The sequence below is a fragment of the Bradyrhizobium sp. CER78 genome, assembly GCF_029846235.1.
Classification (GTDB): Bacteria; Pseudomonadota; Alphaproteobacteria; order Rhizobiales; family Xanthobacteraceae; genus Bradyrhizobium.
Map to the genome: position 1 here is coordinate 117,353 of NZ_JARVWP010000016.1, position 23,176 is coordinate 140,528.

Below are 23,176 nucleotides of genomic sequence, written 5' to 3' on the forward strand. Positions count from 1 at the left end.
TTGCCGTTCCAGGGACGTTTTTGCGTTGTTGTAGGCAGGCACGCAGGGACAAGAAGGTAGAGCGATGCTGCAAACCAATTCGCCCCCGGATGCCGTGGCTCCGGAGGCGAATCGACGCGATCAGACGAGGCGCGGCAAACCCGGCCGGTCAGGCGACCCTTGCCTGGTTCGCCTTCGCCACCTTGTTGCGCATCTCGATCAGGCCGAGCAGGATTTCGTCGCGCTCGGCGGCGAGTTCATCGATCGAGCGGGCACCGGCTTCCGCGTGAACGCCCTCGATCAGCTTCTTCTGGACTTCCGGGGTCAGCTCGGGCGAGCCCAGAACCTTCCACCACGCCGTGATGGGCCCGGTGAACTGCTGGAAGAAATGCTCGATGCCGCCCTGGCCGCCGCCGAGATGATTGAGCATCAGCTGGCCCATGATGCCCCAGCGCAAGCCGGGTCCCCAGCTCAGGGCCGTGTCGACGTCGGAAACGCTGACGACGCCATCGGCAACGAGGTGGTAGACCTCCCGCGCGAGCGCCGCCTGCAGCCGGTTGGCGACATGGCCCGGTACTTCCTTGTTGAGGCGGATCGTCCGCTTGCCCAATGAGGTATAAAACTCCGCGGCCCGTTGGATCGTCTCCTCCGATGTCTTGGCGCCGCCGACGATTTCGACCAGCGGGACGAGGTGCGGGGGATTGAACGGGTGCCCGATCACGCACCGCTCTGGATGCGCCGGGCAGGCCGACTGGATCTCGCTCATGGTCAGGCCAGACGAGCTGGATGCGATGATCACGTCGGGCGGCAGCAGTTCGTCGAGCTGCTTGTAGAGTGTCCGCTTGAAATCGATCTTCTCCGGGCCGTTTTCCTGAACCAAGTCGGCATTCTTCACCGCGCTGACCAGCGCCGCGGTGAAGGTGAGCTTGTTCTGTGTTGCGCCGGGCGCGAGGCCTAAACGTTGCAGCGCCGGCCAGGCCGCTGCAACAAAGCGCCTGAGGGCCGCTTCCGCGTCCGGCGCAACGTCGGTCGCCACGACTTCGAGGCCATTGGCCAGGAAGAGGGCCGTCCAGCTTGCGCCGATGACGCCCGTGCCGATGACAGCAACCCGGCGAATGGGTATGTGCTGCGACATGTCACTTCTCCTTGGGGATTTCGGCATAGGCGATGCCGGTAAGGTTGCCCTGAGCGTAGAGGAAGTTGCGTTCGCCGGATCCATCGAGATGTGCCGAGTAGATCGAGCCCGCGAAATCTGTCACGAACATGCGATCGTTGGGCACGTCCAGCGCAATGCCGATGCCTTCCATCAGGTGTGTCACCACGATCTCCGGCTCCGCCGGCTTGTTGTCGATGGAGGCCCTGTTGACCGTATTGCCGCGCGGAGGGTCGCCGCGGTCGGTCCAGTACAAGACCCTGTTCCTGACATCGAGCTCGAGGTCGATTGGCTCGGGAAGGCGGTCAAAAAACACTTCGATATCGGTCCGGTTGACCGGTGTTTCGCCTTTGGGAATCTCGAGGTTGGCGCAGAAAATGCGACCTCGGCCGGCATTGTCTGGTCCCTTCTGGGTCCAGTAGATCCTGTTGCGCTTGGGATCGATTGCGAGACCAACGCACCACCTGGTCTGATCGCGGCGATCGGCATCGCCATGTCCGGATTCGATCAGCGTCTCCAGCTTGGAGCCATCGAGATTGGCGCGCATGAGGCGCATTCCCTCGCGATCGCACCAGTAGAGCTTGCCGGCCCTCTTATCGAGGATGATCTGCTTGGGGGTGAAAGTATCGCCAGGGGCCACGATCGTCCTGCGATTGCCGCCGTCGAGATCGGCGCGCTCGATCGAGCCGTCGTTTAGGCTGGGAACACCCATATTGGTCCAATAGATGTGGCCCGCCCCGACATCGACGACGATCCCGTCGGGATGACGGCAGCCGGTGACAATGGTCTTCTTGTCCGAGCCGTCGACATCCATCGCGTGGATGCACCCGGCATTCAATTCGAGAACGAAGAGGCGGGGAGCGGTCGCCGGCGCGTCCGCCGATTTGAAGGCCGGTTCGGGCATGTGTCACCTCTCTGGCGAGTGCGTCCAACACGGAACCGGCTTCGGCCCGCGTCAGCGGCTAGGATGCGTCAGGTGACCAGTGCCCGATTGGATGGGATTGCGACGTCCGGAATGGATTTGCGCTTCTTGCGGCAACAGGGGGAGGCCGCGCTGGGGTTTTGGTGCGTGCCTACTGCAAGGTTTCATCGGCCGCTGGGAGCGTGAAGAAGAAGCGGGCGCCTCCATGGACGCTGCCGTTGTCTGCTCCCATTCGACCACCATGCGCTTCGATGACCGAGTGACAGATGGAAAGCCCCATGCCCATGCCGCCTTGCTTGGTCGAGAAGAAGCTTTCGAACAAATGGGGCAGGTGGACCGTCGCGATTCCCGGACCACTGTCCTCCACGCTGCAACGCAGCGAGCCGCCGTCCAGGCGTGACGTTCGAACCGTGATCCTGCGCTCGGCGGTGCCGTGCTCGGCCATTGCCTGCATGGCATTGACCGCGAGATTGACAATCACCTGATGCAACAGGGTCCGGTCTGCAAGAACCTGCGGCGCCTCCGGCGCAAAGACGTGCGACACGGTGATCCCGCGCCATTCGACCTCGTGGCGGAGGAACTGCAATGCCTCCAGGATAACATCGTGCGGGCACATGAGCACGCGTTCGGGCACCCGCCGCGCCGCCATCGCACGGATCCGGGCGATGATGTCGGCCGACCGCTGGGCGTCCAAGAGGCTGCGTCGGATCGCGGCATAGACCTCCTGCAGATCCGGCTCCGGTCGATCGAGCCAGCGCAAGCCGGCCTCGCAATTGGTCACGATGGCGCCGAGTGGCTGGTTGAGCTCGTGGGCAATCGAAGCGGTCAACTCACCAAGCGTCGAGACGCGTGCGGTGTGAGCAAACTCCATCTGCAGGCGTTCCAGCCTCTCCTGTGTTCGAACCAGATCCGTCAGCTCGACGAGGCCGGCCAGGGTTACGCCAAATTCGGTACGCGCAGCAGTCAAGAGCACATCGATCAAGCGGCCGTCCAAGGTGACGAGTTGTGACTTTTCCTCGAACAGGGGGGCATCGTTGAAGCGGCTCTCGAGGATTCTCACCATCGTATCGGGTCGTTGCTTGAAGAAACGACCAACCGATCCGAGCAATTCAGCCTGACTGCGGGCTCCAAACATGCGTACCGTTGCCTCATTGACCTCTTCGGCGACGATGACGTTCATGGCGTGCTGGAAAAATTCAGGGTGGTCGGCGAGGTATGCAGGGAAGTCGGCGATGCCGGCGGCCTTCAATTCATCGAACATTTCCATTAGGCGCCGTACATCGAGCTTCCACAGCGAAATCGGCATGAACTTAAAGAGGTGGCGGTATCGAAGCTCGCTGTTCTCCAGCGCATCGTAGGCGACCTTGTGTGACGTCATGTCCATCACGGCGCCGATCAGTTCGATATTCCCGCGCTCATCGGTCAACGGACGGCCGACAACATGCAACACCTTGATCGAACCATCGGGCATCTTCAGGCGATGTTCGATATCGAGCGGCTCCTTGCGCGCGATCGCGCGGTTCAGGGCTGCTCTCACCCGTTCGCGATCCTCGGGGTGGATCCGTTGAACTGCCAGAGCGAGCGTTGGCTTGATATCCTTGTCATACCCAAAGATTCTGAAACTTTCTTCGGACCAGTTCAGTTCTCCGCTTTGGTAGTGCCAACCGAAGCTCCCCGTATGGCTGAGCCGTTGCGCTTCGGACAGGTAGGCCGCCTGGCTTTCGCGGAGCGCTTCCTCAGCATGTCTGCGGGCGGTGATGTCGGTATTGCTCTCGAGGGCGCCAATCGAATTGCCGTTGAAATCGCGTCGCAAGATCCACTTGCTCTCGACAAAGACCTTGGCGCCGTCTTTCGTTGTCTGAATGAGCTGGCCTTCCCAGCGCCCGGCGCGTCCAGATGTCTCGAGAATCTCCCCCAATGGAGCAGGGTAAACGGTTTTCAAGAGGACGTGCGCTACCTTCCCGATGGCCTCGTCTCGCTTCCACCCGAATAACTTCTCCGCGCCCCGATTCCAGTAGGTGATTACGCGGTCGACGTCGAGGACCAGGATTGCATCGGGTGTCAGGTCAAGCAGATGGGCTTGCTCGTGCTGAGTCTCGCCGAATCGGCGTGCCCGTCGCACCAGTGTTGTGATCACTAACGACGTCACGACGAAAGCGACGAGAGCAACGATGTCCTGCGTGCTCGAGATATCAAATGAATGCAGGGGGACGATGAAGAAGTAATCGAGACAAGCCACCGAGATCAGTGAAAAGATCGCCGATGTGACAAAGCTGTCCATCAGCGAAAGCACGACAATGATCAAGAGGTATGCCATGACCGCCGTGCCTGGCCGGTCAAAAATCTCTAGCCTGACCATTCCCCAGGTCGCGGCGGTCATCAGAACGATGCCGACGGTCCAGAGCTTCCCAAGATAGCGGATCTGCGCATCGAGTGACGGTTTCGCCCGCGGGACCACGACGCCTTGATAACCCTTGTCGTTGAGAAGAGCCTTCACGAACTCCGAGATGAAGCTCTTCGGCGCGTCCGGGCTCGTGGCCAACGGCTCGAAAGCAATCTTTGGATCCGGTTGCTTGAGATGCTTCATGCGAGTTGCTCGTCGCTGCCTCCGGGCTGCTAACGGCTGGCCGGTTAGGATCCGGCTGAGATTATCATTGCGTCCACGCGGCCGGATGCAGACCGGTCACGCGTCTGAAGGCGCGTATCAGATGAGCCTCATTGGCAAATCCACAGGATTTAGCGATTTCATTGAGGCTGGCGGCCATCTGTCGACCTAGTAACGCCTTGGCCTGCTCGACGCGGTGCTGTAGCAACCAGCCATGGGGACTGACGCCAATTGATGCACGAAATGCCCGCAGGAAGGCACCAGTCGGAAGTCCACATTCTCTCGCAAGGTCGGATACGAAAATGTCGCCGTTCAGCCGGGAGGCCAGTATCTCCTTGACGCGCGCTTCTTGCCAGGGGGCGAGCGTCACAATGGTGGAGGGAGAGAGACGCGCTCTTACACCATAAGTCTTCAGGGTGTGCGCTGTCGTCGCGATCGTCAGATGATCCACGAAGAGAGGGGTGGCCTCGTCGGGGCGCTGAAAAGCTGGCAGCAACGCCGCGCCGAGACCTGCCAATGTTGCGTCCCTGGTGCCGAGGCCAGGCCGATTATTGAATTCGTCGACCCGGCCGCAATCTTCCATGTCCGCAATGGCGTCCAGTGCCGCTCGAGGCACGTAAAAGTGTAGCGAGTGGAAGGCGCTTATGCTGTTGGCGACGGGGCTTGATCGCAAATCGTAGATGCAGATGGAGCCGGGCTGCAGGTGGCTCGTCGGCACCTGCCGGTCGTCGATAAATAAATCATGCCTGGGGCAGTCCCGGAGCTGCAGCGTGATCAGAAAGGCGTCTTCGCGCGGGATCGGCGCGGTCAGGCCATGATCATGAAGATCGCATTTGATCTCGGTAACGGCGATCGTGGATTTCTGCAGGGATCGGGTTACGAACGCAGGCGCGCGCTCGAGCTGAAAGACATCTGCAAGCCGCTGTCCATAGGCGCCCAGTTCGGTCATCTCTGCTTTCCCGATAAAGGTGCAATGCTGCTATTTGCCTCGGCTTGCGGGAAGAGGATTGTCAAAATCCCGCAGGCTTTGACTGAATCAAGCAAGAACGGAGAGGGCCGCATCAATCCAGGGTTCGCCGCCATGCGCCTGGGCTGATGCCTGCTAGTCGAGAGAAAACGCGCGTGAAATGGCTTTGATCACCAAACCCGCAGGCGAGGGCGATCTCGGAGAGAGTGATCTGGCGGTCCCGCAGCAGGTGCTTGGCTTCCTCCACGCGATGCCGCAGCAGCCATTGATGTGGCGAAAGACCCGTCGACTGCCGAAATGCGCGCGTGAAGTGGCTTGCTGAGAGCCCGCAGTCGGCCGCCAGATCCGCCAGCGAGATGTCGCCGTGGAGGTTAGCGGCAAGAGCATCCTGCGCCCGCCTCAATTGGCTCGGCGCCAGACCTCCGGTTGGCGGCCGAACCGCCGAGATCATGCCTCCGTATGTCTTGGCGACATGAATGCCGACCGCCAATGTCACGTGATCGACAAAGACGCGGCTGGCCTGGTCGGGCTTCTCAAAAGCGGGAATGAGCGAGGAGGTCAGGGCGCGCATGACGGGATCGTCGATACCAACGCCTGGCTCATAGCGGAGCTCGGCGATGCGGTTTGCCTCTGCATTGTCTGCGATGATGTTCAGTGCGGTCCGGGGAAAATAGAAATGGACGCAGTGACACGCCTTGTTGATATTGAATTGCGGGCTGCGCTTGAGGTCGTAGAGCGTGGTAACTCCCGCCTTGAGGGACGTAACGGGAGCGGCGCGGTCGTCCTCGAAGTACTCGTGAACCGGGTAGTCGACGAGATGATGCCCGATCAAATACGCATCCTCGCGCACGAGCGGTGCGGATATGCCATGCTCCGGATTGTCAGAACGAAGCTCGGTGACCGCAATATCGGTGGTACGAAGCGAGCGTGAAACGAATACAGTTGCCTTCGCTCGTAGCCGTTCGCCGAATCTTTCGCCGTAGCCACTGCTGTCCTGCATCCCAAGCCTCCGTCGCTTGAGTGCCGCCTGGCCGGTAGCGATGGTCACCGACCCGTCGCACCGAAACTGCCGTTGCACCCGTAGTCAACTCAGCCAAGGAAGACGTTCGACTCGTCGTGGTCCGTGGCTGGTTTCCCGTAGATTGACGGAGCCATTCAGCCGGCGCTTGAAGAAAATGCGCGAGAATTGTCGATTCCGATCATTTGTCCGGACAATCCTAGTCGCAGTTGCGGCGCCAGGCTCCGGGGCTGATGCCCGCAAGGCGGGCAAAGACGCGCGTGAAATGGCTCTGGTCGGCGAATCCGCATGCGAGCGCTATATCCGACAGCGACAGCTTGCGGTCGGGCAGGAGGCTCTTCGCCCTGTCGACCCGGTGTCGCAATAGCCACTGATGCGGCGACAACCCGGTGGATTGTCGGAACGCTCGTGAAAAGTGACTGGTCGAAAGGCTGCAATCGTTCGCGAGATCCGCGAGCGAGATATCGCCCTCGAGATCGGCCGCCAGCGTTTCCTCCACACGTCTTCTCTGCCAAGGCGCAAGGCCGCCCTGGGTCGGCCGGGCAGGCCGCATTCCGCCATAGATCTTGGCGGCATGTGTGCAGGCTGCCAGAGTGACATGTTCGACGAACAGGCGGCTTGCCTGCTCGGGATGCTCGAAAGCCTGTCGTAGCGAGGCAACCAGGCCGCGCATGACGGCATCGTCGACACCGGTCCCGGGTTGGTATCGCAGTTCATCGATCCGCTTTGCTTCAACTCCATCCGCGACAAGTTCAAGTGCGGCACGCGGGAAATAGAAGTGAACGCTGTGAAATGGATTATTGATGAGAAACTGCGGGTTACGCTTCATGTCATAAAGCACAGTTTCTCCAGCTTTAAGCGACGTGACTCCCGCGATTCGTCCGTCCTCAAAATACTCATGAGCCGGATAATCTCGCAGCTGGACCGCGACCAGGAATGCATCCTCGCGTATCTGGTCACCTGACAGGCCGTGCGGGGGAGCATCGGCGCGCACCTCCGTTACCGCGATCTGGGTATGATGCAAGGTACGAACGAAGGAGGTGGCTTCCGCCCGCAGGCGCTCACCGAACGCTTCGCCGTAAGCGCTGCTATCGTCCATGATCGGCTCCGTCGACTTCGATGTCGTTAGACGTGCGATCGGAGCAGGAGAGCCTCCGCCCGAGCCGTCGTGCGACAGCAACAGCTATTTACTCACGCTCATACCGCAGTTGTCTTTACCGATCTTGCTCTCGTACGTTGACCTTCGTGGAGGGTCTTTTGACTATCATCTACGGCGCTTGCCGCCCATGCGGAATGCACCAGGTGGCACTCCAAACGCGCGGGTAAAGGCCCTGGTGAAGCTCGATTGGGAAGAAAAGTTACAGATCAGGGAGACTTCTGCAAGGGTGGCATTACCCTCGATGAGTAGCTGCTTCGCTTTCTCCAGGCGGCAACCTCGCACAAACCGGTGTGGCGATTCCCCCGTCGCCTTTCGGAAAGCCCTCGCGAAATGAAATGGGCTCAGGTTCGCAACGTCGGCCAGGTCCTTGAGACGAATCGGGCTGTGCAGGTTGGCGTCAATGAATTGCATGACGCGGCGCAGGCGCTGATGATCGAGTGCGGGCGACGACGGCGCTTTATCGCCGGGGCGCGGCATGTCTACCTCGCCCGGCGGTCGAAACCGCGCCGTTCATACGTTGTGCAATCGCGCCGTGGCAAAGCAACGCTCCCTCTCCAGTGGTTGATCAATAACCTCGGAGGTGAGTTAGGCCGCGTTGGGCGGATGCGGCATCACGGAGAACCGTGAATAGCTGGCCACAGACGCAAGCGCCTGCGTTGACAGCAGAAAATTGCCATCGCAGCATTCCGAACACGCCACGCGAGGCCGGGAGTGCTGGATGCCGTATTCCAATGAGAGTTCGACGGCAGGCCTGCGCAGAGGACGCTTCTTGCCGCCGCGCGCGCCGGCCGTCATGGTTGAGCGGGCTCGTCTGGTATCCCAGATCGACGAAAGCGACGCCCGGCTGACGCTGATCTGTGCGCCTGCCGGATTTGGCAAAAGCACGCTGATGCAGCAATTGCGCCGGCGTTTCGAGGCGCGCGGCGTGGTTACGATCTGGTTAGCGGTTGAGCCCGCCGACAACGACCTCGGCCGCTTTGTGCAATCGCTCGCGACGGCCATCGAGGGGTCGCTCGGGAGACCAACGCAAGGTCCGATTCCGGGGCCTTATGCAATTAGTGCCAAACCATCGCAGGGCAAGGCGGCGGAACTGATCGAGCGCCTGTCCCTCTCCGAAGTGCCAGTCACCATGTTTCTCGACGATCTCGAACTGATCGTCGATCCGGATGTGTGGGCGTTTGTGCAGCGCCTGCTTGCCAATCTCGACACGAATCATCGCATCGTCCTTGCCAGCCGTGTCGGGCCTTCGCTCGCGCTCGGCCGGATGCGCGCGCATGGTCAGCTTCTCGAACTCGACCACGGAGAACTGCGCTTCACGTCCGAGGAGACCGAGACCTTTCTCGCGCGGCAGAACGTCGGCGCGCCGGTCATCCGGGCCCTGCAGCAGCACACCGAGGGGTGGCCAGCCGTTCTGCAGCTTGCAGCCGTGGCTGTCAGCGGCAAACGCGGTGCGGATGCCTTGCGGTCGATCTCCGGGACGAATGACGGGATTGCCGAATATCTGGCTCAGGAGATTCTGGATAGCCGGTCAGCCCCGCAACGCGACTTCCTCCTGCGCTCCGCGTCGCTCGGCCAGTTTTGCGCGGAATTGTGCGACGCAGCGTTGGAGCGATCCGACAGCCATGAGATGATCGAGCAGATCACGCGCGACAATCTTCTGCTTGTCCCGATCGACGCCGAGGAGCGATGGTATCGCTATCATCCAGTGCTCGCCGATTTTCTTCGTGCCCGCCTGGCTCACGGCACCAGAGAGGATCTGATCCGTTTGCATCGACGGGCGGCGACCTGGACGGCCGCACATGGCTTCACGAGTGAGGCCTTTACGCATTCGCTGGCTGCCAATGACCAGGCACTCGCGGCCGATCTGCTCGAGGCGTCCGCAATGGATGATCTCCATTCGGGCCGCGTGACTGACACCGCGCGTGCGATCGCAATGTTGTCCGATACGGAGGTGTACCGTAGGCCGAAATTGCTTCGGGCCGCCGCGTTTGCCGCGATCTTCGCGCACCGCTATGACGCGGCCAGGCGGTACATGGACATTATTCGGCAGGTCGATGACCGGGCCATGAAGGACGACGAAACCGTCGCGATGCAATTGATGCTGCTCGGTTGGACCGACAGTATTCCCGACCTGCTTGGCGCGGTCGACGTGCTGCGAGCTAAGGCGAACAGGTTCGGTCAATTCACCGCCGGATTGGTCGCTAACGCCAGGGCATTCTGTCACATCGCGCTCGGTGAGTATGTTGAGGCGGAGCGCGATCTGACCGAGGCGCGGCAGGCATGCGAACCGATCGACGCTCTCTATGTCCTGAGTTACAGCGCGTGCTTCGCCGCCGCGATCGAGCTCAATGTGGGACAGTTGGCCGTCGCGCGCGCGGCGCTGGAGACTGCCTTCAATCGCACGATCGACGGAGGCCAACGATACGGCAGCGCCGGTGCGGTTGTCGCGACCTATCTGGCGGAATGCCTTTATGAAGCGAATGAACTCGACGCCTGCCAGACCCTGGTCGACGATTATTTGCCGATCGTGATCCAGACGGGAATGCCCGATCACCTGATCGCGCTGCATCGCATAGCCGCCCGGCTGGATTTCCTCCGCGGACATACCGATGCCGGTCATGCCGTGCTGGTTCGCCTCGGCGAAATTGGGGCGCGGCGAGGTTTGCGTCGGTTGGTCGCTGCGGCCTGGCTGGAGCGCTCCTATGCGTCGCTGCGCAGCAACGATCTCGAAAGCGCGCGTCGCAGTCTTGCCAATGGCAGCAATATGACGCTCTGGAAGAGCTTTGGCGCTTTCCATCCTCATGCCAATGAAATCGATGATGTCGAGATCGCGAACTTTCGCTTGCGACTGGCGACAGGTGAGGGGGGACAGGCGCTGCCGGATATCCGCACTGAGCGACAAGCGGCGGAAACCGCGGGGCGTCGACGCAGGGCATTACGACTGCTGCTCCTCGAAGCGCAGGCGCTCGAGACGGCAGGTTACTACCAGGACGCTGACGCAGCGTTCGATCGGGCGCTCGTGCGGGCGACCGAAAATGGAATGGTTCGTGTGCTGGCTGACGAGAGCTGGATCGCAAGTTCGCTCGCTGTTCGCTCGACGGTTGTGGGCGAACCTCACGTGGTTGGCCTGCTGCGCGAGCTGGGGCAACCACCGGTCCTGCCGACCGTCTCGGAGCGGCGGGATGCGTCGAGTGCTCAGGCGAACATGGCGAGCCGACTGACGACGAGAGAAGTCCAGATCTTGCGGCTCGTCTGGAAAGGAAACTCGAACAAGGCGATCGCTCGCGTGCTCTTCTTGTCCGAGAATACCGTCGAAACGCATCTGCGGCGTGTCTATGACAAGCTCGGCACCCGCAACCGCACGCAGGCGGCCGCCGTTGCGCATGAAGCAGGCGTCATTTGATGGCGTGTTCGGCCCGGCTAGCGAGCGCCTTCTCCAGACAACCGGCCATTGTCAGCGCATCAAGCGGCTTGCGAAGAAAGCAAACCGCTCCGCTTTGCAGCGCCTTCTCCTGCAAATCCGGTTCGGCCCGTGCCGTGATCATGATCACCGGGAGAGCTCCATGATGCAGGTCAAGCAGCCGTTTGAGCTCAAATCCATCGATACCCGGCATCTGGATATCCGTGATCGCACAGGAAAATTGCCCGAGCTCGCTGGATTGCAGGAAGGCTTCCGCCGAGGAAAAGACGCGCACATCGTATCCTAGTGACCGGACCAATCCGGCGAGCGCTTCGCGCATCGAAGGATCATCGTCAACGATCGAGATCAGATGCCCCGCCTGCATGCTTCAGCTCCCACGCAGCCGGCTGTAAGCGATTTCGGCTTGCGCCACGTGACTCCACCGGATGGACGCCTGAATCGCTCCGCTCATCGGGACTGGTCTTTCAATGCGTCCGCCATGCGAACGAGGTCGGCCAGTGACCGTGCTCCCATCTTCCGCATCGCCGCACCGCGGTGGATTTTGACGGTGACCTCGCTCAATCCGAGTTCAGCGGCGATCTGCTTGTTCAATTTGCCCGCAGTCACGAGCGCCATGACCTCGCGTTCTCTCGGCGAGAGTGTCGCATGCCGGTCCAGAACGGCGACTGACTGGGTCTCGCGAGCGCGTCGCAACCGATCGCGATTCAGTGCCAGCGTAACCGCATCAATCATGTCCTGCTCGCGGAACGGCTTTGACAGGAAGTCGACCGCGCCTGCCTTCATCGCGCGCACCGACATCGGGATATCGCCATGCCCAGTCATCAGGACGACCGGCAACCTGATGCCCAAGCTTGCCAGCTCCTCTTGGAAGTCGAGCCCGCTGATGCCGGGAAGGCGAACGTCGAGCACGATGCAGCCCGGCCCGTCGAGCCGATCCGCCTTCAGGAATTCGTGCGTCGTGCCATAGGTTCGTGCGGTCAGGCCCACCGAGCGAAGCAGGCTGTCGAGCCCAAGGCGCTGCGATTCGTCGTCATCGACGATATGCACGACAGGGGTCTCGCTCGACACCTGAGGCATCACAATCCACCCAGCAACTGGATCGGAATCCACTGCGGTATGCCTATCATGGCTCGGTCTCCCGGCATCATCACACAAAGGTATGATAGAGGGCCCGCCTGGGGCTTCGTGGCGCGACTTCTTGCCGAGGGTCAGTAGCACAGGGAGGCGGCCATCCGAGCCCGCATTTTTGGACGAAACGTGCGCGCGTTTTACGGATCGATCATTTTTGCCGGGTTGCACCCATACTTAGGTGTGATGCGATAAGTCCCAGGCACGATTGGCGCAACGCGCGACGACGGCGATCCTCGCCGCATGACAATGCCACGGCGGTGAACCAGTGGTGGCTCCGTACACGAAACGGAAGCGGCAACAAAGAGGATGAGGAAAGGAATCGAAACATGCTCTTCAGCTCGCTGGACAAACATGTAGGCGAACATTCGATGTTTCCCTTGCCCACATCCGTTGCGGAAAGAGAACCTCAATCCGCAACGCCGCTCATGGAAGCTCTGATGGATCGCGCGCCCGCGCGGAAATCGCCAGCCTTTATTCGCGGTGGAATACCGCCGAGGGTCTTAAGGCGCATTCGCGAGTATATTGACGCCAATATCGAGCAGCGGATCAGTGTCGAAACGCTGGCTAGGCTCGCGGATCTTTCGGTGTGCTACTTCGTTCGCGCATTCAAACAGTCCGTGGGGCTGACGCCGCACGACTACGTGATCCGGCGCCGCGTCGAACGGACAATGAAGCTGCTATCAGACACCAACCTCTCACTTTCGGAGATTGCCCTGGCGGCCGGGTTTGCCGACCAGAGCCACTGTGCGCGGCGTTTCCGCCAGCACGTTGGGATGTCGCCGCGCGATTTTCGCTGGTCGATACCATAGGCCTCGCCAGTCCCCTCGTCCGTTGGGTCGGTGGAAGAGTGGCGATGCAAGCTAGCGTCGCCTCTTCTTGAAGTGACGCCCTTGCGTCGTCCGTCCACTGCGAGCAATGGCAGCTTTATCCACCACACCGGCTTGCCAACGCATTGTTGAGAGCGTCGATTTCGGAATCGAGAAGTTTGAGATCGCGCAGCAGATTGTTGCCGCGGGCACAGTTCGCCACAATTTGACGAGCAGTTACCAGTTCATAAAAGGATGCGGCGTAGGCGCGGCACGTCTTCTCGTCGTCTGTGGAGGCTGGGAGGCCGCGTGTGGCCGCCAGGCGGGTGCGGGACGCGGCGATGTCCGAGGCCGAGACGCACTCTGAAGCCGAACCATGGGACGACGCTAATAACGCGAAGAATGACATGAGAATGGCTGGTCTTGTCATTGGCGCGAGTCCACTATTGTGACAACTGGATGTGCACAACAATTGTCGTTTTGTGGGAGTTAATTCGCGAACGGCCTTGCGGCTATGCGGACGACTTTGCGCCGGATCCACGTCGATGTGCGTTTCATCGCCGGTGAATCAATCGCCTCTTTGCGACAAGTCCATACAAGATGGCGCCTTCAGATCGACCTAGATTTGATTGCGTCACACCTGCCCCTCCCTTAGTGTGACATCACGACCCGCGCGGGCGCCTTCGCCTACCGGGATGCTCGCGGTGTGCTGGTAGTCCATGCGTGACGCCGACCGGGTCAATTGGGCCGATGGTGCCGCTGCCATCGGCCCACCTTGTCAAACGCCGGGATAGATGGGGGAGGCGCCCGGTAGAGCCTGACAGTTTCACTCGTTTCTGAATTGGCTCGGAGTCTTGTTCGTCCAGCGGTGGAAAGCCCTCCTGAAATTTGCGGCATCGCTAAAGCCGAGTGCCAGCGCGATGTCCTCATTCGCCAGCTTCGTTCCGCGCAGGTATTTTGCTGCGATTTGGGTTCGCAGCTCATCTCGCAGACCACGAAAAGACAAGCCTTGCTGGTGGAGTTGGCGGCGTAGCGAGCGATCGTTGATGCCGAGCATTTTCGCAGCGGCCTCGAAGGTGAGCGGGCTCGCTATGTCCCTGAGCAGGATGGCGCGAATCTTTCCGGCGATTCCGTTTCGCAATTGCAAATCTCCAAGCAGATCGTCGCATATCGCGACGACGGCAGGATATGTCGTCTTGTTGCCAAGACCGGCTTTTTGGTCCAGATGCCGAGACTGGAGAACAATTCGATTGGCCGGACGCTCCGTGTCCTGTCTTTGCGCGCGACGGTCGATCCATTGGGCGTGGACGATATCCAGGACAGCTTGCCTGTTTTATTTCTGAATGCGGATTCGCTGGCCTGGGAAGAAGGGCACCAATTTACATCGTGCCGTCTGGTGGCGTGGCATATTCCGCAAAGTTCGGCGTCTGCTCGGATGAACATAGGCGAACCGACTACCCCCATTCTGACAACGGGGATTTCCTTAATGATTTCAATGGGCGAGAATCACTGAAAATGTCAGAGCGGTTACTGAAAGCACCAGCGTATTTTGAGACTTCCAAGCTGAATACGAGGGTTCGATTCCCTTCACCCGCTCCAGTATTTTCAATCACTTGCGGCACGGTCTCGACATCATTCGGGCAAAGGCGCTGCTGCTCCCTCGGACATAATCCGCGCCTTGGTTCACGCCGTGCGGCGTCGGCCAGACCACGCCGAGCGCCTGGCGGGGCGCGCTGCAACGGCGCGCGGCGTCCGCATTGAACTCGGCCGAAGATAGGGGCGACAAACGATCGGCAGACTGGAGGATCACGACATGCCCGACTGGATTCTCGCGCCGATTTGCGTGGCCGCACTGGGCGGCTTTATCTGGTTCGCGTTTCGACAGGGCTTCAAGGTCAAGCCCGACGAGAACAACCGCGACCATCCGACTTTGCCGCTTGGGCCGGACGGGTCGTGGCGCTAACGGCCGTGTGAGATCGTCATGGGGCCGAAGGCGCCGAGGATGGGTATCCATGGCGTCCTTTGCGGTCGGCGATCCTACACCCTTTGGAGTATGCCGATCGTCACGTGAACTTTCTGGCCCGATGTGTAGACCTAATGGCTACCGGGATTTTGCATTTCCTTCCTGGGGCTAGAGCCGACGCCGTCCGCATGCATTTTAAGCGGGCGGTGTTGTGCTGATGTGAACCACCGCCCCGTCGCAGTATCCCGCTCCGCGCGCGGAGGCGGCCTTTGAAGCGAATACCCACGAGCGAAGCGATCATCACCGTCGCCTTGTTGGTGATCTTCGCGCTCGTGATCTGGTTTGGCGCCATGCCCTGAGCCTCGGGCGCCGCCCTGTTAGGGGAGCGAAACGACTCGCAGATTGTTGGTGCTTCCCGCCTGCCCGAAGGGAATGCCGGCGACGACGACCAGCAGGTCGCGGCTTGATGCAAATTGCTCGTCGCGCGCGAGCGCCGTCGCGCGCTCGACCATCTCCTCATAGCTGCCGACATCGTCGGAAAGGACACTGTGAGCTCCCCAAAGCAGGCACAGGCGGCGGGATACTTCGCGGCTTGGGGTGATGGCGAGGATCGGGAGGCTCGGCCGCTTGCGCGCGACGCGTGCGGCCGTGGTGCCGCTCGACGTGTAGGCCACGATGGCTGCGGCGTGAACTACCGAGGCGAGGTCGGCAGCGGCCGTCGCAACGGCATGCGGCGGCGTTTGCTCCTCGCCGGGCTGGGTCGCCTCGACGATCGAGCGGTACATCTTGTGCTGCTCCGTGCTGCGGATGATGCGATCCATCATCTCGACGGCCTCGCGCGGATAGCGGCCCGTCGCGGATTCCGCCGACAGCATCACGGCGTCCGCGCCATCGTAGATGGCGGTCGCAACGTCGGAGACTTCCGCGCGCGTCGGCGTCGGCGCGGCGACCATGGAGTCCAGCATTTGCGTGGCGACGATCACCGGCTTCACCGCGAGACGGCAAGCCCGCACCAGCTCCTTCTGCCGCCCCGGCACGTCCTCATCCGGAATTTCGACGCCGAGATCTCCGCGCGCAACCATGATGGCGTCGCACAGCTGGATGATGTCGTCGATCCGCTCGAGCGCCGCCGGCTTCTCGATCTTGGCCATCAGGCCGGCGCGGTCGCCGACGAGGCCTCTCGCCTCGATGATATCGGAGGGCTTCTGCACGAACGACAAGGCGACCCAATCCACCCCGAGCTTTAGCCCGAACTCCAGATCGCGGCGGTCCTTGGTGGTGAGCGGCGAAAGATCGAGCACCGTGCCCGGCAGATTGACGCCCTTGTGGTTCGAGATCGTGCCACCGACGATCACCTTGGCTTCGATGAAATCGTCACCGAGCCCGGCGACGCGAACGCGGACCCGGCCGTCGTCGATCAGAAGGTCGTGGCCAGGGGCCACCGCGGCAAAGATTTCCCGATGCGGCAGCGGAATTGCGGATCGGTCGCCATCCGATCCGGACAGCACGAACCGGATGGTCTCTCCGGCCGCCACGGCAATCTTTCCATCGCGCAAGGTGCCGACGCGGATCTTCGGACCCTGCAGGTCCATCAGAATGCCGATCGGCCGGCCGACTTCCTGTTCCAAGTTCCGGATCGCGGCGTGGACGGTTGCGTGGTCGCTCTGGGTTCCGTGACTGAAGTTCAGACGGAACGTATCGACGCCCGCCAGCAGCAGCGCCTTGAGCATCTCGGGGGAACTGCTCGCGGGGCCGACGGTTGCGACGATCTTGGCCCGTCGATGACGACGCATGGGTCACCTCATTGCTGGCTTGCCGGACGCAATTAGCACGGCTCTGATATCGTTGACATTCGTAAGCGTTGGCCCGGTGCGCACGAGGTCTCCAAGGCGGTCGAAGAACGTGTAACTGTCATGGGCTGCCAAATAGGCCCGTGCGTCGAGGCGATCCGCGGCGGCGCGCCGCAGCGTATCCGGTCCGATCAAAGCGCCGGCAGCATCTTCCGTTCCATCAATTCCATCGCTGTCGCCGGCAATCGCCCAGATATCGGACGTACCTGATAGCGCGATGACAAGTCCCAGCAAAAACTCGGTGTTGCGGCCGCCGCGGCCCGCCGGCCCGCGCCCGATCTTCACCGTCGTCTCTCCGCCGGACAGCAGCACGGCAGGGGCAGGGCCGGGCTGCGCGCGCTGCGCGACCGACCGGGCGATGCCCGCCATCACGGTTCCGAGTTCGCGAGCCTCGCCTTCGATCGCATCGCCAAGGATGATCGGATTGAGACCCTCATCCCGGGCCGCGCCGGCTGCAGCGTCCAGCGCGAGGGACGGCGCGGCGAGGATGCGGACGTCGGCATCGATTGCGCCGGGCTTCGGCGTCTCGTCGGCTTGCGCGAGGACGAGCTGCGCTGCTTCCGGCAACTCGATTGCAAAGCGCCGGATGATCTCTTGCGCGTCAGCCTTAGTGCTGGGGTCCGGGAGCGTGGGACCGGAGGCGATCGCCGCCGGGTCGTCGCCGGGAATGTCGGAAATCACCAGCGTCGTCACGTGGGCGGGACGGGCGGCGAGCGCCAGCCTTCCGCCCTTGATTGCGGACAAATGTTTGCGGACGACGTTCATCTCGGCAATCGTCGCGCCGCTCGCAAGCAGCGCCCGGTTGACCGCCTGCTTGTCGGCAAGCGTCATCGGGGATGCGGGAAAGGTCATCAGGGCCGAGCCTCCGCCGGACATCAGGGCGATGACGAGATCGTCCGCTGAAAGTCCCTCGACGGCACGCAGCATGCGAACGGCGGCGGCCTTGCTCGAGTCATCCGGAACGGGGTGAGATGCCTCGAGCACGTCGATGCGGCCCGCCGGAATCGAATGGCCGTGGCGCGTCACCACGACACCCGAAAGGTCGACGTCAGGCCATGCCGCGTCGAGGCCGGCGGCCATCGCGGCCGAAGCCTTGCCGGCGCCGATGACAATGCATCTGCCCTTCGGCTTTGCCGGCAGGGCGCGTGCGATGGTCATCCTTGGATCGGCGCTGGCGATGGCCGCATCGAAGATCTTCCGGAGCGCAGTCCGAGCGCGCAAGTCCGTCCATGTGTCGCTCAATCGCTACGCTCCGGCCAATAGGTCTCGCATTATGGCGTCTTCTTGAGACTGTCGTAAGACGCCGATGTCTCCAGTAGATTATTTTCGCCGAGGGCTGGCCTTGTGCGCACGACTATGCCGCCAGCCGTGCCTTCACTGCCGAGAATGAACGCACGCCGCATCGGCTTGATCACCAGCAAGGCGGTGAGGGCTGCGGTGGCATTGAGCGCGACCGCGACGATGAACACGGCCTGCCAGCCGAACTGCGAGGAGATGATGCTGGCGAGCGGGACGAGCAGCGCCGCGGTGCCCTTCGCGGTGTAGAGCATCCCGTTGTTGGTGGTTGCGTATTTGGCGCCGAACGTGTCGCCCGACGTCGCCGGGAACAGGCTGTAGATTTCGCCGAACACGCCGAAATAGATTGCCGTGGCGAGCACGAAGACCACCGGAATGTGGCCGTAGACGGACAGCGTCAGCAGCATCAGCGCCGCTGTCGCAAACGCGATGAACATCGTGTGCTCGCGGCCGATCGTGTCCGAGACCCAGCCAAAGAACGGGCGGCCGAACCCGTCGAAGACACGATCGAGTGAGATGGCAAAGGTCAGTGCCGCCATCTGGAAGCCCGCGAGCGTCACCGGCGTATCCGCGATCTTGAAGTCGTGGGCGATCGGCCCGATCTGCGCGGCGGTCATCAGTCCGCCGGAAGCCACCATGACGAACACCAGATACATGACCCAGAAGATGGGGGTACGCAGCACCTGTGGCGGCGTGTAGTCGATCGCGCTCTGCGGCAGATTGAGCCGCTTCTTCCTGGGTGCCTCGACGCCATGCGGCGGGCGGACGAACCAGGCCAGCAGGAGAACCGTGAGGCCTTGCCCGATTCCGAACGTCAGGAAGGTGCTCTGGTAGCCGCTCGCGGCAATCATGTTGGCGATCGGCACGACGGTGAGGGCAGCGCCCGCGCCAAAGCCTGCGGCGGTCGCGCCTGCGGCGAGGCCGCGCCGGTCCGGAAACCATTTCAGCGCATTGCCGACGCAGGTGCCGTAGACCGCGCCGGCGCCGATGCCCGCGACAATTGCTGCGGCATAGAGCATGACGAGGGATGCGGCGAATGAGTTCAGCACCCAGGCCAGTCCGATCATCAGCCCGCCGAACATGATGACGATGCGGGGGCCGTATTTGTCCACGAACCAGGCTTCCACCGGCACCAGCCACGTCTCCGTCATCACGAAGATCGTGAAGGCGAGCTGGATGGCCGGACGGCCCCAGTGATATTGCGCGTCGATCGGATCGACGAACAGCGTCCAGCCGTATTGCAGATTGGCGATCATCGCCATGCAGACGATGCCGATCGCGAGCTGAAGCCAGCGGAAGCCGCCGGGCGACGATACCGTGCTGGAAATCATGTGCGCTCCCAAAGCAGGTGTTGGTCGTTTGGTCCGGCGTCGGTGGTCCTGCCGCTGCCTACTGACGAAATTCGTTGGTCAATTCGCCAATGCCGTCGATCGCGACGGTGACCGTATTGACCGGCTCCTTCATCACGCCGACGCCGATTGATGTCCCGCAGCAGATCAGGTCGCCCGGCAACAGCGTCATGTCGTGTGAGATCTTGCTGACCAGCGCCTGCGAGCTGAAGATCATGTCCGCGATCGGGTAGTTCTGGCGCTCGACACCGTTGAGGACGGTGCGCACCACGAGGCGCGCGGGGTCTAGGCCCGAGGCGATGACGGGACCGAAGGGACCATATCCGTCGAAGCCCTTGGCCCGCGCCCATTGCGGGAAGGTCGGGTCGCGATTGAGGATGTCCGCTGCGGTGACGTCGTTGGTGCAGGTGTAACCGAAGATGAAGGCGTCGGCCTGTTCGGGGGCAACAGCCGTGCAGCGCTTGCCGATGACGATGCCGAGCTCGCCCTCATAGGTCGTCTTGCCGTCGTAGCCGACCGGACGCGTGATCACGGCGCCGGGCTCGGTCACGCTGGTCACAGCTTTCAGCAGGTACAACGGTTCGGCCGGTTCGGGTGATTGCAGCTTGGCCGCCAGCGCGTGGAAATTGTTCCAGAGCGCGATGATCTTGCTTGGCCGGGTCGGCGCGAGCAGCTCGACTTCGGTGAGCTGCAGCGTTTGTCCGGTTGGTCGTGTGTCGCCGAACATCTCCCCTGCGTGTACGGAAATGCCGGACGGGGTGAGTTGCCCGAAGCCGATTTCGGCATGGTGGCGGAAGCGAACCCAGCGTGTCACGTCGGCCATCGGGATCACGCCACCGCCAGGGTTTCTGCTACGGCCGCGCCGGCCGCCCCGTCATAGAGCCCCGCCAGCCTGGTGCGCTGCGCGACCAGCGCCAGCACTGCGTCGAGGGCGGGCGTCGCAATCCCTGTCATCCGGCCCATCTCCTGCACCACGGTGATCAGTGGATCGATCTCGACCGGACGTCCACGCTCGAGATCCTGCAGCATCGAGGTCTTGTGTGCGCCGACCTTGCGTGCGCCCTCGATGCGGCGTTCGACGTCGACCCGGAACTTGACGCCGAGGCTTTCCGCGATCGCCTGGGCCTCCAGCATGATCGCCCGTGACAGCGCGCGCGTGCCGGGATTGCTGCAGATCACGTCGAGGGTCGCGTGGGTGAGGGCGCTGATCGGGTTGAAGCAGACATTGCCCCACAGCTTGAGCCAGATCTCGTCGCGGATGCGGTCGAGCACCGGCGCCTTCATGCCCGCCGCCGTGAACAGGGCGGAAAGATTCTCGACGTCGGGCGTGACCTCGCCGGAGGGCTCGCCGAGCGGAAAGCTGTTGCCGTAGACGTGACGGATCACGCCGGGTGCCTCGATCTCGGTTGCCGGGTACACCACGCAGCCGATGGCGCGCGCAGCGCCAAGCTCGCTCCACTGCCGTCCGCCGGGATCGATGCTCTCGAGCGTCGATCCTTCGTGCCGGCCGCCATGCTTGTAGAAATACCAATAGGGAATGCCGTTGACGGCGGTGACGATGCGGGTCCGCTCACCCAGCAGGGGGCGCATCGGTTCGATGACGCCGGTGATCGAATGTGCCTTGAGGCAGATGATGACGAAATCCTGCTCGCCGAGTTCGGCGGGGTTATCGGTGCAGCGAGGATGCACCACGCGCTCCTCGTCGCCGATCAGGAGCTTCAGGCCGTTCTGCCGCATCGCGGCGAGGTGTGCGCCCCGCGCGACCAGGCTGACATCTGCGCCTGCGCGCATCAATTCGACACCGAGATAGCCGCCGATGGCACCGGCGCCGTAGATGCAGATCTTCATGAAATCCTCGCGAGCAGGGTGGGGACACATTACGAGCCGCAGCGGCTCGAGCCGGGTTGCGTGGTCTTCGGAACGTCCGTCAGGCCGCGCAGGCGGCTTCCTCCAAGGCAAAGCCGATGTCCCGCATGCTCACGACGCCGACGAGCCGGCCGTTGTCGATGACGGGGAGATGGCGGATGTCGTGATGGGCCATCAGACGCTCGACATCGGCGAGCGCGTCTTGCGAATTGCAGGACACCAGCGGCCGCGGACAAATGAACTGTGCGACTTTTGCGGCAAGGCCACCCGTGCCGCGCTCGGCGATCACGGCGACGACGTCGCGCTCGCTGAACATTCCGATCACGGCGGCGTCGACGCTGCGCGAGCCATTCCTGACCACAAGCGCGCCGACGTTGCTGGCGTACATCAGGTTCGCCGCGATGCTGACGGTTTCGCTCGAGCCGATCGTCACCGCAGGCGCACGGTTGGTGCGAAGGATGTCCCCGACATACATGGCATGGTCCTCCCGATTGGGTTGTTAAGAACTAATCGTGGTATACATTATCCCAGAAGTCAAACAAAAGAATCGAGGCATTCCGCAAGAAAAACGGCAAAAATACTGACCTATTCGTGAACGTTGCCGCCTTGACTTCCAAGCCATTTGGCATGCCATATGCCAATTCTGATGCTCGTTCCGGCGGGCGATTTCGTTCTGAACCACAACCGGTTAGGGTCAGGTCGTGATGAAAAGAGAGCCGATCCGCCGCAAGCCGTCCGATCCCGATGTTCGCGCGCAATCGGATCCGGATGCACGAGATGGCGGCGTTCAATCCGTCGATCGCGCGCTGCAAATCATGGAAGCGCTTGCCGAGGACGACGAGGGCTATCGGCTGACCGATCTTGCGATCCGCATCGGCTTGCCGCCGTCGACGGCGCACCGGCTGCTGACGACGCTGGAGAACCGCAGGTTCGTGCAGTTCGACCGCGAGGAGTCGAAATGGCACATCGGCGCGCAGAGCTTCGTGGTCGGCTCGACCTTCATGCGTCGGCGCAATTTTTCCGCGCGGGCCTTGCCTTATCTGCGCAAGCTGCGCGACCAGACCAGGGAAACCGCCAATCTTGCGGTGGTCGATGACGACTCGATCATCGTCGTATCCCGGATCGAAAGCCGGGAGATCATGCGTTCGCTGACCAAGGTCGGTGGACGCGTGGCGTTGATCGCTTCGGGCGTGGGGAAGGCGGTGCTGGCCGCGTATTCCGATGCCGACATCAATGCGATCATCCGTCGTCGCGGTATGCCGCGGCTGACGGAGAAGTCGATCATTCGGCCGGGCGAGCTGTTCAGGGAATTGGAGACCGTGCGCCGCCAGGGCTACGCGGTGGACGATGAAGAGGCGCGGCTCGGCCTGCGCTGCGTGGCGGCGGTCGTCTTCAACGATTGCAGCGAGCCGTTCGCCGCGGTGTCGGTATCCGGGATGGCGGATCGGCTGACGGATGATCGCTTGCCGGAGATCGGCGCCGTCGTGCATCAGATCGCAGCCGAACTCTCGGCGGAGCTGCGCGGCAGCAACGCCGCGCAACCGTAGCAGGCGCAAAGCCTGCTGCTGCTCTCGTCATTGTCTGTTTCCACGCTTTCGTCGGCGCTAATTACTTGGCGACAAGCAAGAAATCGCGAGCGCTGCCACAGCGTGGAAAATCCCATCGATTGCGTTGAGATCGACGGTCGCGGG

General features: G+C 62.0%; 22 protein-coding genes. 5 read left to right on the top strand and 17 right to left on the bottom strand.

What is annotated here, in order from left to right:
* Positions 1-148 precede the first annotated feature (148 nt).
* The 7 genes from QDT69_RS28650 to QDT69_RS28680 all read right to left on the bottom strand — a co-directional run bounded on the left by QDT69_RS28650 (position 149) and on the right by QDT69_RS28680 (position 8,280).
* Positions 149-1,198, bottom strand: coding sequence for a 3-hydroxyacyl-CoA dehydrogenase NAD-binding domain-containing protein (locus tag QDT69_RS28650; RefSeq protein WP_347952067.1), 1,050 nt, complete (start codon positions 1,196-1,198; stop codon positions 149-151).
* On the bottom strand, positions 1,116-2,036 hold the full coding sequence (locus QDT69_RS28655; RefSeq protein ID WP_279709814.1) for a 3-hydroxyacyl-CoA dehydrogenase: 921 nt from the start codon (positions 2,034-2,036) through the stop codon (positions 1,116-1,118). The genes QDT69_RS28650 and QDT69_RS28655 overlap by 83 nt, the downstream gene beginning before the upstream one ends.
* Positions 2,037-2,205: 169 nt before the next feature.
* Complete coding sequence (locus QDT69_RS28660) at positions 2,206-4,641, bottom strand: PAS domain S-box protein (RefSeq protein ID WP_279709815.1); 2,436 nt, start codon at positions 4,639-4,641, stop codon at positions 2,206-2,208.
* A gap of 64 nt (positions 4,642-4,705) precedes the next feature.
* Complete coding sequence (locus QDT69_RS28665) at positions 4,706-5,608, bottom strand: AraC family transcriptional regulator (protein ID WP_279709816.1); 903 nt, start codon at positions 5,606-5,608, stop codon at positions 4,706-4,708.
* A 112-nt stretch (positions 5,609-5,720) separates the two neighbouring features.
* Positions 5,721-6,626 carry an AraC family transcriptional regulator gene (locus QDT69_RS28670; protein WP_279709817.1) on the bottom strand — a complete coding sequence of 302 codons (906 nt, stop codon included), beginning with the start codon at positions 6,624-6,626 and terminating at the stop codon, positions 5,721-5,723.
* A 217-nt stretch (positions 6,627-6,843) separates the two neighbouring features.
* Positions 6,844-7,743, bottom strand: a complete 900-nt coding sequence (locus QDT69_RS28675; RefSeq protein ID WP_279709818.1) for an AraC family transcriptional regulator — start codon at positions 7,741-7,743, stop codon at positions 6,844-6,846.
* A gap of 165 nt (positions 7,744-7,908) precedes the next feature.
* Complete coding sequence (locus tag QDT69_RS28680) at positions 7,909-8,280, bottom strand: AraC family transcriptional regulator (RefSeq protein ID WP_279709819.1); 372 nt, start codon at positions 8,278-8,280, stop codon at positions 7,909-7,911.
* Between the two features lie 241 nt (positions 8,281-8,521).
* Here QDT69_RS28680 and QDT69_RS28685 point away from each other — a divergent pair, with 241 nt between their 5' ends.
* Positions 8,522-11,206 (top strand): LuxR C-terminal-related transcriptional regulator, encoded by a 2,685-nt coding sequence (locus QDT69_RS28685; protein WP_279709820.1) that lies wholly within the window; start codon positions 8,522-8,524, stop codon positions 11,204-11,206.
* Here the strand turns inward: QDT69_RS28685 and QDT69_RS28690 are convergent.
* Together QDT69_RS28690 and QDT69_RS28695 are read right to left on the bottom strand one after the other, a co-directional pair.
* Entirely contained in the window at positions 11,199-11,588 is a 390-nt protein-coding gene (locus tag QDT69_RS28690) for a response regulator (RefSeq protein WP_279709821.1), read from the bottom strand. The genes QDT69_RS28685 and QDT69_RS28690 overlap by 8 nt on opposite strands.
* An 83-nt stretch (positions 11,589-11,671) precedes the next feature.
* Positions 11,672-12,301 carry a response regulator transcription factor gene (locus tag QDT69_RS28695; RefSeq protein ID WP_279709822.1) on the bottom strand — a complete coding sequence of 210 codons (630 nt, stop codon included), beginning with the start codon at positions 12,299-12,301 and terminating at the stop codon, positions 11,672-11,674.
* A 380-nt stretch (positions 12,302-12,681) separates the two neighbouring features.
* Here QDT69_RS28695 and QDT69_RS28700 point away from each other — a divergent pair, with 380 nt between their 5' ends.
* Positions 12,682-13,164: an AraC family transcriptional regulator gene (locus tag QDT69_RS28700; RefSeq protein ID WP_279709823.1), complete on the top strand. Its 483-nt coding sequence runs from the start codon at positions 12,682-12,684 to the stop codon at positions 13,162-13,164.
* Between the two features lie 115 nt (positions 13,165-13,279).
* Here QDT69_RS28700 and QDT69_RS28705 read toward each other — a convergent pair whose 3' ends face one another.
* Positions 13,280-13,591, bottom strand: coding sequence for a hypothetical protein (locus QDT69_RS28705; protein WP_279709824.1), 312 nt, complete (start codon positions 13,589-13,591; stop codon positions 13,280-13,282).
* 396 nt (positions 13,592-13,987) lie between these two features.
* On the bottom strand, positions 13,988-14,302 hold the full coding sequence (locus QDT69_RS28710) for an AraC family transcriptional regulator (protein WP_279709825.1): 315 nt from the start codon (positions 14,300-14,302) through the stop codon (positions 13,988-13,990).
* On the opposite strand from QDT69_RS28710, the gene QDT69_RS28715 reads away from it, so the two are divergent.
* Both QDT69_RS28715 and QDT69_RS28720 read left to right on the top strand, forming a co-directional pair.
* The gene (locus tag QDT69_RS28715; RefSeq protein ID WP_279709826.1) at positions 14,303-14,674 is read left to right on the top strand and encodes a hypothetical protein; all 372 of its coding nucleotides are present in this window, start codon (positions 14,303-14,305) and stop codon (positions 14,672-14,674) included.
* A 300-nt stretch (positions 14,675-14,974) separates the two neighbouring features.
* Positions 14,975-15,124, top strand: a complete 150-nt coding sequence (locus tag QDT69_RS28720; protein WP_279709827.1) for a hypothetical protein — start codon at positions 14,975-14,977, stop codon at positions 15,122-15,124.
* A 377-nt stretch (positions 15,125-15,501) separates the two neighbouring features.
* Here QDT69_RS28720 and pyk read toward each other — a convergent pair whose 3' ends face one another.
* From pyk to QDT69_RS28750, 6 genes are all read right to left on the bottom strand, one after another.
* The gene (gene pyk / locus QDT69_RS28725) at positions 15,502-16,917 is read right to left on the bottom strand and encodes a pyruvate kinase (protein ID WP_279709828.1); all 1,416 of its coding nucleotides are present in this window, start codon (positions 16,915-16,917) and stop codon (positions 15,502-15,504) included.
* 3 nt (positions 16,918-16,920) lie between these two features.
* The gene (locus QDT69_RS28730) at positions 16,921-18,216 is read right to left on the bottom strand and encodes a glycerate kinase (RefSeq protein WP_279709829.1); all 1,296 of its coding nucleotides are present in this window, start codon (positions 18,214-18,216) and stop codon (positions 16,921-16,923) included.
* 29 nt (positions 18,217-18,245) lie between these two features.
* A complete protein-coding gene (gene oxlT, locus QDT69_RS28735; RefSeq protein WP_279709830.1) occupies positions 18,246-19,601 on the bottom strand; it encodes an oxalate/formate MFS antiporter in 1,356 nt (451 codons plus the stop codon).
* A gap of 58 nt (positions 19,602-19,659) precedes the next feature.
* Positions 19,660-20,442: a fumarylacetoacetate hydrolase family protein gene (locus QDT69_RS28740; protein WP_279709832.1), complete on the bottom strand. Its 783-nt coding sequence runs from the start codon at positions 20,440-20,442 to the stop codon at positions 19,660-19,662.
* A gap of 5 nt (positions 20,443-20,447) precedes the next feature.
* Positions 20,448-21,467: a 2-dehydropantoate 2-reductase gene (locus tag QDT69_RS28745; protein WP_279709833.1), complete on the bottom strand. Its 1,020-nt coding sequence runs from the start codon at positions 21,465-21,467 to the stop codon at positions 20,448-20,450.
* A 79-nt stretch (positions 21,468-21,546) separates the two neighbouring features.
* Positions 21,547-21,960, bottom strand: coding sequence for a CBS domain-containing protein (locus tag QDT69_RS28750; RefSeq protein ID WP_279709834.1), 414 nt, complete (start codon positions 21,958-21,960; stop codon positions 21,547-21,549).
* A 229-nt stretch (positions 21,961-22,189) separates the two neighbouring features.
* Between QDT69_RS28750 and QDT69_RS28755 the strand changes: the two genes are divergently transcribed.
* The gene (locus QDT69_RS28755) at positions 22,190-23,032 is read left to right on the top strand and encodes an IclR family transcriptional regulator C-terminal domain-containing protein (protein WP_279709835.1); all 843 of its coding nucleotides are present in this window, start codon (positions 22,190-22,192) and stop codon (positions 23,030-23,032) included.
* Positions 23,033-23,176: the final 144 nt, after the last annotated feature.

Excerpts from the sequence above, each read along its gene's own strand:
- QDT69_RS28740 (WP_279709832.1), bottom strand. The coding sequence starts at position 20,442 with ATGGCCGACGTGACACGCTGGGTTCGCTTCCGCCACCATGCCGAAATC.
- oxlT (WP_279709830.1), bottom strand. The coding sequence starts at position 19,601 with ATGATTTCCAGCACGGTATCGTCGCCCGGCGGCTTCCGCTGGCTTCAG.
- QDT69_RS28690 (WP_279709821.1), bottom strand. The coding sequence starts at position 11,588 with ATGCAGGCGGGGCATCTGATCTCGATCGTTGACGATGATCCTTCGATG.
- QDT69_RS28675 (WP_279709818.1), bottom strand. The coding sequence starts at position 7,743 with ATGGACGATAGCAGCGCTTACGGCGAAGCGTTCGGTGAGCGCCTGCGG.
- QDT69_RS28755 (WP_279709835.1), top strand. The coding sequence starts at position 22,190 with ATGAAAAGAGAGCCGATCCGCCGCAAGCCGTCCGATCCCGATGTTCGC.
- QDT69_RS28670 (WP_279709817.1), bottom strand. The coding sequence starts at position 6,626 with ATGCAGGACAGCAGTGGCTACGGCGAAAGATTCGGCGAACGGCTACGA.
- QDT69_RS28655 (WP_279709814.1), bottom strand. The coding sequence starts at position 2,036 with ATGCCCGAACCGGCCTTCAAATCGGCGGACGCGCCGGCGACCGCTCCC.
- QDT69_RS28660 (WP_279709815.1), bottom strand. The coding sequence starts at position 4,641 with ATGAAGCATCTCAAGCAACCGGATCCAAAGATTGCTTTCGAGCCGTTG.
- QDT69_RS28665 (WP_279709816.1), bottom strand. The coding sequence starts at position 5,608 with ATGACCGAACTGGGCGCCTATGGACAGCGGCTTGCAGATGTCTTTCAG.
- QDT69_RS28720 (WP_279709827.1), top strand. The coding sequence starts at position 14,975 with ATGCCCGACTGGATTCTCGCGCCGATTTGCGTGGCCGCACTGGGCGGC.
- QDT69_RS28695 (WP_279709822.1), bottom strand. The coding sequence starts at position 12,301 with ATGCCTCAGGTGTCGAGCGAGACCCCTGTCGTGCATATCGTCGATGAC.
- QDT69_RS28750 (WP_279709834.1), bottom strand. The coding sequence starts at position 21,960 with ATGTATGTCGGGGACATCCTTCGCACCAACCGTGCGCCTGCGGTGACG.
- QDT69_RS28685 (WP_279709820.1), top strand. The coding sequence starts at position 8,522 with ATGCCGTATTCCAATGAGAGTTCGACGGCAGGCCTGCGCAGAGGACGC.
- QDT69_RS28650 (WP_347952067.1), bottom strand. The coding sequence starts at position 1,198 with ATGGATCCGGCGAACGCAACTTCCTCTACGCTCAGGGCAACCTTACCG.
- pyk (WP_279709828.1), bottom strand. The coding sequence starts at position 16,917 with ATGCGTCGTCATCGACGGGCCAAGATCGTCGCAACCGTCGGCCCCGCG.
- QDT69_RS28705 (WP_279709824.1), bottom strand. The coding sequence starts at position 13,591 with ATGACAAGACCAGCCATTCTCATGTCATTCTTCGCGTTATTAGCGTCG.
- QDT69_RS28745 (WP_279709833.1), bottom strand. The coding sequence starts at position 21,467 with ATGAAGATCTGCATCTACGGCGCCGGTGCCATCGGCGGCTATCTCGGT.
- QDT69_RS28680 (WP_279709819.1), bottom strand. The coding sequence starts at position 8,280 with ATGCCGCGCCCCGGCGATAAAGCGCCGTCGTCGCCCGCACTCGATCAT.
- QDT69_RS28700 (WP_279709823.1), top strand. The coding sequence starts at position 12,682 with ATGCTCTTCAGCTCGCTGGACAAACATGTAGGCGAACATTCGATGTTT.